Origin of the sequence: Echinicola marina (genome assembly GCF_020463795.1) — a bacterium.
GTDB classification, from domain to species: domain Bacteria; phylum Bacteroidota; class Bacteroidia; order Cytophagales; family Cyclobacteriaceae; genus Echinicola; species Echinicola marina.
In genome coordinates this window covers 531,200-543,642 of the sequence record NZ_CP080025.1, presented here as the reverse complement: position 1 = coordinate 543,642, position 12,443 = coordinate 531,200, and the positions used below count along the sequence as shown (strand labels likewise).

Below are 12,443 nucleotides of genomic sequence, written 5' to 3'. Positions count from 1 at the left end.
TTAATCTTTTGTAATAAAACCATCCAGGTTCAATATAGCATTGGCCACCATGGTCAGGGCATTCAGTTCAGGGTCCATCTCTGTAGCCCCCAGATTTTCCAGGCCTTCTCCACTTTCTTCAAAGTGCTGGTAGGCGGTTTGGTATAGGTCCTCCAATGATGCCAACACTTTTTGGTCCGGTTGATGGAACAAGGCCATTTCATAACCTTTACTAAGCTGTTCCTCAATCGCGTCTCCCTCCGATTTCATTCTCTTGGCCAAGGCCTGTGCTGCTTCGACATAAACGGGGTCATTCATGGTCACCAATGCCTGTAAAGGGGTATTGGTTCTGATTCTTCTGTTGACGCAGAATTCTCGGCTTGGGCTGTCAAAGCTCACCATGGAAGGGTATGGGCTTGTACGTCTCCAATAGGTATATAAACCCCTTCTGTGTTGGTCTTCTCCTTTGCTGAGTATCCATTTCTCAGGATTGTTAATGACCTGCCAAACTCCATCGGGTTGGGGGGGCATCACTGAAGGCCCAAACATCTTTTTGCTGAGCAAGCCACTGACAGCCAATGCTTGGTCCCTGACCTGCTCGGCTGTCAGTCTCACTCTAGGGCCCCTGCTCAACCAATAGTTGGCGGCATCTTTTTCAAGGGCTTTTTTGCTTACCTCAGAGGATTGCCTGTAGGTGGCTGACATCACCATCATTTTCAGTAGAGGCTTGAATTGCCAGTTTTGCTCATGCATCCAGTTGGTGGCCATCCAATCCAAAAGCTCAGGATGGGTAGGGGCAAATCCTTGGGAACCAAAGTCCTCCTGCGTCTCCACTATGCCCTTTCCGAAGAGTTGGGCCCATATCCTGTTTACGGTGACTCTGGCGGTCAGAGGGTTTTCTTTATTTACTAACCATTTTGCCAATCCCAACCTGTTTTTTTGATAAGAAGCAGGGAAGTCAGGCATAGATCTAGGAACTCCTGCTTGTACTTCTTCCCCATGCTCCATCCAGTTGCCCCGTTCAAAAACAAAAGTTTTACGTCTTTCTCCTTCTGGCAATTCACTCATTACCGGTAATGGATCCGGTTTTATTTTTTCAAGCTCAGTTTCTTTTTCTTCGACCTGGTGGGCAAACTGATATTTTGCCTGTGGAGCCAAAGTGTTTACTGAATCTATCCAATTAAGAATGGATTGTCTTTCTTTCTCTTCAATTTTAGTATAAACCGGTAAGGTCGGACTGTCTGTCCAAGTATCTGCATCTTTGGTATTATTGAAGAAGGCATAGAATTCATAGAACTCCTCGTGCTTGATGGGATCATAAGGGTGGCTGTGACATTGTACGCAGGCAAAGGTGATGCCTTGCCAAACTTCCCAGGTAGTATTTACCCGGTCCAATACGGCCGCTACCCTAAACTCTTCATCATCTGTGCCACTCTCATCATTGGTCATCGTGTTCCGGTGGAAGCCCGTAGCGATCAGCTGATCCTTGCTAGGATTGGGAAGGAGATCCCCAGCAATTTGCTCAATAGTAAACTGGTCAAAGGGCATGTCCTGATTGAATGCATCAATGACCCAGTCCCTGAATTTCCACATGGGGCGGTGGCGGTCTTTTTGGTAGCCTTTGGTATCCGCATAGCGGGCAAGGTCCATCCACATGGCAGCCCACCTTTCACCATACTGTGGAGAGGCTAGGAGTTCATCTACTATTTTTTCATAAGTATCCAGATCTGGATTGTCCTTTAGCCGCTGAACAAGCTCCTCAGTCGGAGGTAAGCCCGTCAGGTCCAAGCTGACTCGTCTGGCTAGGGTCGCGGGATCCGCTTCGGGTGAAGGGGATAGCCTCTTTTTCTCCATCTTTTCTAATACAAAGGCATCAATTGGATTTTTGGACCAATCACTTTCACTTGTTTCTGGCACTTCTGGTTGTTGGGGAGGGATAAAGGACCAATGGTCTTCCCATTTGGCACCTTGATTGATCCATTTTTTTAGGACATCCACTTCCTCCTGACTAAGCGGAGGACCTTCAGGCGGCATGCGAACCTCAGGGTCTTCATGTAGGATTCTCTTGATCATCTCGCTTTCTTCAGCATGGCCGGGAATGATAGCGGGTTCGCCAGATTTGGTGGCTGAAAGGGCTTCTGATTCAAATAACAGGCTGAATTCTCCAGACTGTTTTACCCCTCCATGACAGGAAATACATTTATTATTGATGATAGGCCTGATCTCAGCATTGAAGTCTATCTTTTCTTCGGCTTTGTCATTGCAGGACAGGGTACTGGCTAAAATGGCCATAGCCCCTGTCAGGCCTAAGGGGATGATTTTTTTCAATGACTTTATGGTTGCCACGGTTATGATGGGTTGCTGTTAATTAATATTATACTCTTTCAAGTTGTACTGGAAAGGTTTGTTCTGAATTCCACTGGGGAACATATATATTTTCATCATTGTCCACACAGACATCATGAGGGTTCATAAAAGTATGGCCATCATATACTATGGTTTGTAGTTTTCCATCTATATACTCTGGCGAAGTACCTCCCGGTGCAGACACCACTTTATTGTTTTTGTCCAGTATTACGGTGAGGCCATCATACTCTTTACGACTTACGGTTCTAAGCACCGAAAAATAGAGGTTGTCTCCCTTGATGACCGGTCTGTTGATCCAACAACCCGTTACTGGGACTGTCTCTAGGTGGTTTCCTTCCAGATCAAATCTTTTGAATTCATGGGCCAGTCTGGAAGTGACGATGAGTTCAGGTTGAGCTGGGTTTCGGGTATCCAGACAGACGCCATGGGCTTGTTGTAAATTGGCATCATTTTCACCCTTGCCTCCAAAATGCCTGATCAATTCTCCCTTTGGAGAGTATTGGACAATATAGCTTTTACCATATCCGTCAGCTACATAAATATCTCCAGTGGGACCGATGGCTACTTCCGTTGGCCGGTATTGTTCAGGTTTTTGGTAAACACCAGTCTCTTTTGGATAATCAATGGTCAAGAGGATTGTCCCATCCAAGGTGGTTTTATAAATCTGATGTCTGTCATGGTCGGTAATGTATAGGAATTCTTCTCCACCTTCATCATGTAGGGTCAGTCCATGGGCGCCGGGGAATTCATTGCCCCAAGTTTTTAATACCTTTCCAGAACGATCATAAAAGATAATATTGTTTTTGGTTTCATTGGTCAAAAGAATCAATCTCCCTTTTTTGTCCTGGACCATTTCATGGCAGTCTTTGACAGGGGTAACAAATTGATTTTGTTTACTCCAATCTTTTTTTACCTTGTATTTGAAGTCTCCATGTCCAATTATTTCCTTTAAAGGGTCAGTGGACTTTCCGAAATTGATATTGGGGAACAGTAATCCAGAAGCCATCAAGAGGGAACTGGATTTTAAAAAGTTTCTTCTATTGTTATAATCTTTTGACATAATTGGTCTTGCTAAATAATTCTTTAGGTCTTTAGCCCTCAATTTACTTTTTATATCATGAAAAGCCAATTAGAGATGCTAATTAGGAAAAGCTAATTATCAATGCTCATAAATGGCAAAGCCTCAATTGGCCGAAAATTGAATTCAGCCAATTGAGGGAATTTTGATTTATGGTTTTTTAATCAATGGGTTCGATAGAGGTTAAAACGGGTACATTGTTTTCAAAACCTGCATAGCCCTTGTTTTGATTGATCTGCCCCTTGGTGTTCGAGTTGATTGCATCTGCTGGTATTGGCCAAAGTACATGATACGGGCTCATAGTGTAAGTGTCCCCATGTTTTGTATAGACGCCTTTGTTATAGTAATCTGTTTTTTCCATAATCCTATCATAGAAGAAATTGTTTTCGGAGAAGCTCTCTTCATTATAGCTTTTACCATTATAGGCTACTTTTCCTGTTTTAGCGAAGAGATAGGAAATTCTGGTCAAAACTGTTTTTCTATGTTCTTCATAATAAAGCTCTCTAGCTCTTTCATCCAAAATAGTTCCGATATTAATGTCAGCAGCTATATAAGGATCGCATTTTGCTCTTGTTCTTACGGCATTAACGTCTTCAGCAGCTTTGGTTAAGTCATCTTTCCAGTAATAAGCTTCTGCTCTTAATAGGTAAGTTTCAGCAAGTCTATAGATATACCAGTCGCTATGTCCTCCCTGTGGTTGGGTCCTTTGTGGGTCAGGGATATATACCTTGTAATGTGGCCAAGAGAACCAACTTCTGATCGTATCAGATACTAATACTACTCCCTCAGAATTTCTAAATTCAAGATTTTTATTGTAATAATCATCACTTCCGTTAATTCCAGGATTGTTATATACCAAGTCTTCCATGTCCATCCAGTTTCCAGGAGCGTGTCTAAGGTCTTTCTCGTCATCCCAAATCATGCTTTGGTGGTACCAAGTCCCCCTAAGGCGACCTATTCCTCTTCCATATTCAGTTACTTGATCGATATCAATCGCATTTTTATCAGAAGTACCCTTATTGCCATTGGGAGTATTGATATTATTGCCCCAAAATGGAACTGCTTGTCGCATACTGGTCATACCTCCTGAGTTACCATCGGTATCTATTCTGTCCATAACCAATAGTATAGCTTCTTTGTTGGCATTGGTGGATTTATTTTCTGGTCGGTGCAAGTCCCAAATGACATTCCTTTCGGGATCATTTGCTGTAGCTCCAAATCGCTCTGTCATCAGGGAATAAACTCCACCGTCGATAAGTCTGGAAGCAGAAGCTATTGCATCGTCAAATTCGCCCAAGGCCAAGTTTACTTTGGTCAAAAGATGCTGAACGGCTCCTTTAGGAACACGTCCTCTATCCACTCCGTCAGGGACCCATTCTTCTGCCCATTCAAGATCTTCTTTTATCTTTCGAAGTATAACTTCCCTATCGGTACTGTAAAAATCTAGTTTAGGCTGGGTGATTTCTTCTAAAATCAATGGAACATCTCCGAACTGCTGGGTAAGGCGATAGTAACGTAATGCCCTGTGGAAATAAGCCGTCCCAAGGATGTGGTTTCTTTCTGCTTCGGACTCATAGTCTTGCGGATCATCAATTCTAGAAACAACCACATTAGCATATTTAATTCCTTTAAATCCCTCATACCAATACCATCCTATACGGTTGGTATTCACGCTATTAAGGTTAGCGTCTGGGGTGATAAGCAGATTAAGGTCTTGCGCGGGTCCAGATTTATCGGTGGTTCCCTCAATGGCAACTTCCGAGAAGATATGCTCTGTCAAAATAGGCGGTCCATCACCGGTAAGTTCATGTCTCATGTTTCGTTCACAGGCAACCATGGCTCCCCAAAGACCACTGGCTTCGTTATAGGTGTTTTCAGGGGCAAAGAATGATAAAGGTTTTGGTTCCAGCCAATCTTCACTACACCCACTTCCTATTAGTAGGCCAGTAGCTAAGGCTAATGTCTTATATATTGATGCTTGAATATTAAATTTCATAGGTTATTTCATTTTTGGATCAACACTAATTACAAAGTAAGGTCAAGACCAAGCGTTACATATCTAGGAGTAGGTCCACTGTTTTCAGGATCAAACCAGTTCCATTGAGGGGCGTAATGTCCCACATTTCTGACATTGAAATAAAATCTTAAATTTTCAATTTTGGCTTTCTCAAGCATTTTTTTCGGAAGTGTATATGCCACTGAAATGTTCTCAAACCTGATAAAGGACCTTTTTCTGTACAGTGAAAAACTAGCACTTCCGTCACTGGAATAAAGCCTTGCCCACTCGTTATTGGGATTGTCCTCAGTGTAGTAGGGGGTGATAAAGGAATTGGTTCTATCCAAAAATCCTTGTCTATTTTTTAATTGATTAAAGGTGCCATCATGTCCCCAATATGAGTATAGCATAAATGAAATATCAAAGTTTTTGTAAAGCTTGAATTCATTTCTTAAGCTCCATCTGAATCTAGGTTCTGTATAACCCAGAAATTGCTTGTCTTCAATTGTATATAAACCGTCTTGGTTGACATCTACAAGTCTGAAGTCTCCAGGGTATTTTCCATACTCTGCGGCTTCGTCTTTATCACTTTCCTGATAAATTCCATCTGCCTTGGTGTCCCAGATTCTATCAATGGCTTCTCCGATAAACCATTGATTTTCTATATCGTCCAATTCATTGCCTTCTTCGTCCGTATCCCCATACAAACTGATGATTTCGTTTCGGTTTAACTGAAAGTTCATTCCTGTTCTCCATGTGAAATTAGGCCTTTGTATGTTTGTTGAGTTTAGAGAAAGTTCAAAGCCTTTGTTATCGACTTGGCCAAGATTATCATAAACAAAATTGAATCCTAGGATGTCAGGCAAACTCCTTTCTACAAGTAGGTCTCTGGTTGACATTTTGTATGTCTCTAAGGTACCGTCCAGCACGCCTTTGAATAAAGAGAAGTCCAAACCAATATTGAAAGAATTGGTTCTTTCCCATTTCAGGTTTGGGTTGCTCATGGTGTTTACATAAAGTTGGTTAACAAAATACAGCTCTCCATTTGGTCTCTGATAGAAATATTTACCTGTATTTAAGTCAGAAAGGGCCGCATATCTACCTATGTCCCTGTTGCCATTACTTCCCCAAGAAATCCTGAGTTTACCAAAGTCCAACCAATCTAAATCAATAAATGATTCGTCTGAAAACAACCAAGCACCAGCTATAGAGTAGAAGGTGGCCCTTGGGTTACTTTGACCAAAAGCAGAATAACCGTCTCTACGAACTGAGATGGTAGTGGAATATTTATCCTTGAAAGTATAGAGTAATCTTCCCATAAGGGCATCACCAGTAGAGTATTGGTCGTTGCTTGAGATAATTGGGTTGATTCCTCCTCCAATATTATGGTAGCCAAGTCTGTCATGAGGCTCAAAGCCGTTATTGCTCATGGTGTTATCCCAACTCTGAAATTTTTCTGCATTGGCCAATAAGGTCATGTTGAAATCATGGATATTATTGAAGTTCTTTTTCCAGGTCAGGATATTGTCGATTTGCCAATAGTAGGTTCTGCTGTTTTGTCTTGATGCATTTCCACCTCTCTGTGACCATTCAAAGTGGCTGGCTGATTCATGATTGAACCTTTCATAAAAGGTGAATCTAGGAGTAAAATTAGTCCTGAAATTAAAGCCAAAAGGTAGGTCCACAGATGCAAAGATGGTAGAGTTCAAAGTGAACTCTTTTTGTTGTCTGTCGATATAACTTCTGTCGTATTGCGGGTGGTTACCTCCACTGACCTCATCATTTGGTCTGTACTTCAAGGTCCCGTCTTCATTGAATTCAGAGCCCCAGGGAGATAGTCGCTGCAGATTATTCCAATCTACTGTCACATTGCCTTCGTCTCTATTCGCAAACTGGGTATTCATTCCTACGGTGAGGAACTTGTTGATTTTACCTTGGATATTGAATCTACTACGAATAGTTTCGAATTCATCTCCAATGATGATACCCTCATTGTTTAAATAACCAAGGGACCAATAATATTGAACATCATCTGTTTTTCCTGATAGACTGACAGTATGGTCTTGCCTTAAACCATTTTGAAAAATCCTGTCATACCAATCTACAAATTTACCGGCTTTATAATTTTTGATTTCTTCAGGTTGCATATTTAAGCGTTGTAGCCATACCGTTACAGGGTCTCCTTCTGAACCATCATATGCTAACCATTCATCCAATGAGATGTCTGAAGGTAAAGTCCTTGGGTCAGAAAACTCATAAGGTTCATATCCGCCTGCATTGATACTTTTGAAAACGTCTTCCCGCCAAGAGATAAATTCATGAGGGCCATAGACATCTTCCATAGCAGCTACAGAGGCTACCCCTACATTTGAATTAATGGAAATACGTGGCCTTCCCTTTTTACCTTTTTTTGTATTGATCATGATTACACCATTGGCAGCTTTGGCACCGAACACTGCTGCGGAACTGGCGTCCTTGAGGACTTCTACAGTCTCAATATCATTGGGGTTGATATCAGAAAGTTGACCATAGTAAATGGCCCCATCCAATACCAATAATGGGCTGGTGCCAGCATTTAGGGAAGTTCTTCCACGAACTTCGAGGCTTCCACCTCCCTTAGCGGATGTGCTCATGCCCACATTCAGTCCAGCTACGTTTCCTCTAAGGACATCTTGAATGGAGTTGGGGTTTTCGTTTTCCAATTTTGAGGCCGTTACTGAAGAAACAGCTCCGGTAATATCTCTTTTAGTCGCTGTACCATAGCCAATTACTACGACTTCCTCCAAATCAGAAATGTCAGAAACTAAAGTTACATTAATGGTAGATTGATTGGCAATAGCTATTTCCTTAGTCTCATAGCCGATAAATGAGAATACAAGAATACCTTCTTTGGGAACATCTATGGCATATTTCCCGTCGATATCTGCTGAAGTACCTGTCGTACTTCCTTTTAAAAGGACTGTAGCTCCGGGGATGGGATCCCCATTTTCTTCACTTATTTGGCCCGATATCCTTATGGTTTGGGCCCAAGTATTCCATTGAAATGCCAACAGGAGCAGGCCTGTTGCCATAAGTAGTTTTTTCATCATAATTATGTGGGTTATTGTTAAAGAATTAAATCAGGTTAATTTGATGAATTGATATGTGATTTTGTTAAATCCAGTTTTGTATATATTAATGATTGATTTTTATGTTTAAGTCATTTTATTATTGTGAATAAGTGTTAAAATCAAGAATTAAATAACTTAAATCAAGAAGATAGGGTTAAATACTTACGGAATCGATTTCGTAAACCCATTAAAAAACCATGTGTAACTATTTTTTTTAGTAATAAGAAAGATTAAAAAGAAATATTTAGTTAAATGAAAGCAAAGGTGTGTGAAATGAAAGATGTTTGAAGTTAAAAAAAGTCTTCACCTTTTAATCAGGGAAGACTTTTTATTGTAAATAATTTTTGGATAATTGAGGCTTAAAATGAGGCTTTTAGCTTTTCAAATTCCTCACGGCTAATGGTAAAAGCTGTTCCATGTCTCGTTCCCTCAGGAAAGTTGATTTGATCAGAGATGTCTTCCCAATTTTCAAAGTCAGCACTGGCAATAGCACCCATTTTATGATTGGTGTATTTGTCAAAATATACAATGCAGCGGCCATCTATCACCAAAGGTGTAGGTCCCTCTGCCCAGTAGTTTCCAGTAATTGGTTTTCCCGCAACAGGGTAACCCTTACTCAGTTTTTTGCTTTTTGTGATTCGGATATTCTTGGCTGGTGGCGTTCTGGTTTCATCTTTGACAAACATGATATATTCTTCATCATGTTTGATGATGGTACCGTCTATAACGTTAAAACCAGGTTCATAAAATAGTTTCGTTTTTGAGAACTTCTTGAAATCTTTTGTGGTGGTATAATACATCCTATGGTTATAGGCATTTTCCAAGCTGTCCTGTGTTTCTGGATATAGTCCAGCGATCGTTGTAGACCAAAAAATCATGTATTGGTCTTTTTTATCATCATAAATTATTTCAGGAGCCCAAGTATTCCGTGCCCCTTCCTCATGTTCCATTACTGGGATAAACTGCTGCTCTGACCAATGGATCAGGTCCTCAGAACTGGCATATCCTAAACCTTTCTCGTTCCAGCTTACTGTCCAAACCATATGGAACTTGCCATCACCCCCGCGGATGATACATGGGTCCCGCATTAACTTGTCTCCACCGGCTGTCGGGGTGAGTAGGCTTTTATTGCCATTCAGGGCTTTCCAGTTTAATCCATCCTCACTGTAGGCCAAATGGAGGCCATCTTCACCATTGCCCATAAAATAGGAAAATAGATAGATATCGTCTGTTTGGGCGATGACCTGTATTATGCTGATAAATAATGCTGAGAATATTAGGGAGATTTTTTTCATGTTTACTGTTAATAATTGCTGGACTAAAATACCTAGCATCAAAAGATAAAACAAAGAAATATTTATTAAAGTGTTTAAATGACAGTTATTTTAAAGGAAAGTCTTATATTGCTTGGACGTTTTAGATATATTGTGCTGAAAATGGAAACCCAGAAATAAAATAACCATGAAAAAATTCTTCAATAAAGGAAGCGTCATTACCGCTTTTGGATTTGGCTTTATTTTTTTGATGATGGCTTGCGGAAGTGCTAATAATAGGGGAACAGCAACTCATTCTGGTGTTCAGGATTCACTTGATTTTAAGGCTTACCTAATGGTCTATTTCAAAGATGATGATCACAGTTTACACATGGCCTTGAGTCAGGATGGTTATAGCTTTACAGATATCAATGAAGGCGAGGCAGTGATCGCTGGTGACAGTATCGCGGAGCAAAAAGGGATCAGAGATCCTCATATTTTCCGTGGTCCTGATGGGGCCTTTTATTTGGCCATGACTGATTTGCACATTTTTGCCAAAAGAGATGGTCTTCGCGAAACAGAATGGCAGCGCCCAGGAGAACAATATGGTTGGGGAAACAACCGCGGCTTCGTATTAATGAAATCCAAGGACCTGATCAACTGGTCAAAAGCCAATGTCTTACTCCATGAGCAATTTGAAGGTTATGATACGATTGGCTGCGCATGGGCACCTGAAACCACCTTTGATGAAGAGGAGGGTAAGCTGATGCTTTATTATACCATGCGATGGAAGAATGGCTTGAATAAAATGTATTATTCCTATGTCAATGATGATTTTGACCAGTTGCTATCCGAGCCTAAATTGATCTTTCAATATCCAAAGGAAATCAATTATATCGATGCAGATATCACAAAGGTAGGGGATCAGTATCATATGTTTTATACGCCCCATGATGGCATGCCAGGAATAAAACAAGCTGTTTCCCAAAAAATCAATGAAAGTTACCAGTACGATTCGGCTTGGTATGATACCGAGCCTGAAGCCAGTGAAGCTCCCAATGTTTGGAAAAGAATAGGTGAAGAAAAGTGGGTACTGATGTACGATATCTATGGGATACAGCCGCATAATTTTGGCTTTCGGGAGACCAGTGATTTTAAGCATTTTAAAGATCTAGGCCACTTTAATGAGGGCGTGATGAAGGCGACCAATTTTTCTTCACCCAAGCATGGTGCTGTGGTGCATTTGACAGCTGGGGAAGCCCAAAAGCTTGCGAATAAATGGGGCTTGGACATGCGTTTTGACTGAATGGCTTATGATATTAAGAAGAGATATGAAAAATATATGGGGAATATGGCTATTGGGACTTTCAAGTTTATTGTTTTCCTGTTCGAGCTCGGTTGAAAAATATGATGGGTACCTATTTGCCTATTTTGAAGGAACTGGTGATGGTGATAAACAAGAGCAAATTCGCTTTGCTGTCAGTGAAGATGCTGTTAACTGGAAGGCATTGAACCGTAATGAACCTATCTTATCCTCGGCTGAAATATCCCAAACAGGGGGAGTGCGTGATCCCCATATTTTGCGGGGATCGGATGATAAAAGCTATTATATGGTTGCCACAGATATGTATACCAAGAGAGACGGTTGGGACCATAACCCCGGTGTGGTGCTGCTGAAATCAGCAGATCTGATAGAATGGGACCACGCATGGATAGACCTAGAGGCCAGCTATCCGAAGGAATTTAAAGATGTAAAATGGGTATGGGCACCTCAGGTTATTTATGATAAGGAGAAGGGAAAGTACTTGGTGTATTTTACCGTAAGGTTTTATTATGATGATCGGCTGGATTTTTACAGTGCCTATGCCAATGCTGATTTTACTGGTTTTGAAGCTGTGCCTAAGCTGATGTTCAAAACCAAGTATGGGGCGATCGATGGTGATATTATAGAAAAGGATGGTGTCTATCATTTGTTCTATAAGGGGCATACTAGAAATAAAGAAGGAGAGGAATTTGAAAACGGAATCCAACAGGCTATCAGTAAATCTTTAGAGGGGCCTTGGAAGGAAGACTTTAAATATTTGGATATATATGCGGGTAAGCCTACGGTAGTAGAGGGATCTTCTGTTTTTAAGCTAAATGGAAAGGAAGAATATTTCCTGATGTATGACCTTTATGCGGATCATCGTTATGAGTTCCAGCGAAGCACTGACCTTGTCCACTTTACAGATACTACAGGAACATTTACCAAAGATTTCAATCCCCGTCATGGGAGTGTAATCAGCATTACCAAGGAAGAAGCCAAAAGGCTAGAAGAAAAATGGGGAGGGGTGCCGGAAGGATTGTTGGAATAGGGAGTATAAAGTAAAGAGTAAAGAGTATTTAGTATTTAGTCTTGAGTCTTTAGATTTTAGAGTCTAAGAAAACGGTTTTTTGCTGATGGCCAAATCAGGGCTCTGTTGTGCTAAATGTTGTGTCTTTGAACCGTTGAATTGGAGTTTCTGATTCCGTTAATTGTATGAAGTCCAGGTCTTAATAGACCTGTTTAACGTTTGAAAAACAATGCGCAAATCGGGATGAAGACATTTGAAAAGGCACCGAAGTTGTACCGAGGGCTGCGCCCCGGTACAAGATAAGGTTGAGCTTTCAGCTCAAGTAAT

Annotated in this window: 7 protein-coding genes; 2 read left to right on the top strand and 5 right to left on the bottom strand. The window is 41.1% G+C overall.

The features are described 5' to 3' along the window. The 5 genes from KZP23_RS02400 to KZP23_RS02380 form a co-directional block, all read right to left on the bottom strand. A complete protein-coding gene (locus KZP23_RS02400; RefSeq protein WP_226334545.1) occupies positions 1 to 2,325 on the bottom strand; it encodes a PSD1 and planctomycete cytochrome C domain-containing protein in 2,325 nt (774 codons plus the stop codon). Positions 2,326 to 2,353: 28 nt separating this feature from the next. Then, positions 2,354 to 3,406, bottom strand: coding sequence for an NHL repeat-containing protein (locus tag KZP23_RS02395; RefSeq protein WP_226334544.1), 1,053 nt, complete (start codon positions 3,404 to 3,406; stop codon positions 2,354 to 2,356). 178 nt (positions 3,407 to 3,584) lie between these two features. After that, the gene (locus tag KZP23_RS02390) at positions 3,585 to 5,420 is read right to left on the bottom strand and encodes a RagB/SusD family nutrient uptake outer membrane protein (RefSeq protein ID WP_226334543.1); all 1,836 of its coding nucleotides are present in this window, start codon (positions 5,418 to 5,420) and stop codon (positions 3,585 to 3,587) included. Between the two features lie 29 nt (positions 5,421 to 5,449). Further along, the gene (locus KZP23_RS02385) at positions 5,450 to 8,509 is read right to left on the bottom strand and encodes a SusC/RagA family TonB-linked outer membrane protein (protein WP_226334542.1); all 3,060 of its coding nucleotides are present in this window, start codon (positions 8,507 to 8,509) and stop codon (positions 5,450 to 5,452) included. Between the two features lie 380 nt (positions 8,510 to 8,889). Further along, complete coding sequence (locus tag KZP23_RS02380; protein ID WP_226334541.1) at positions 8,890 to 9,825, bottom strand: glycoside hydrolase family 43 protein; 936 nt, start codon at positions 9,823 to 9,825, stop codon at positions 8,890 to 8,892. Between the two features lie 166 nt (positions 9,826 to 9,991). Between KZP23_RS02380 and KZP23_RS02375 the strand changes: the two genes are divergently transcribed. Together KZP23_RS02375 and KZP23_RS02370 are read left to right on the top strand one after the other, a co-directional pair. Continuing rightward, positions 9,992 to 11,089 (top strand): glycoside hydrolase family 43 protein, encoded by a 1,098-nt coding sequence (locus tag KZP23_RS02375; RefSeq protein WP_226334540.1) that lies wholly within the window; start codon positions 9,992 to 9,994, stop codon positions 11,087 to 11,089. Positions 11,090 to 11,096: 7 nt separating this feature from the next. Then, positions 11,097 to 12,137 (top strand): glycoside hydrolase family 43 protein, encoded by a 1,041-nt coding sequence (locus tag KZP23_RS02370; protein ID WP_226334539.1) that lies wholly within the window; start codon positions 11,097 to 11,099, stop codon positions 12,135 to 12,137. Positions 12,138 to 12,443 lie beyond the last annotated feature (306 nt).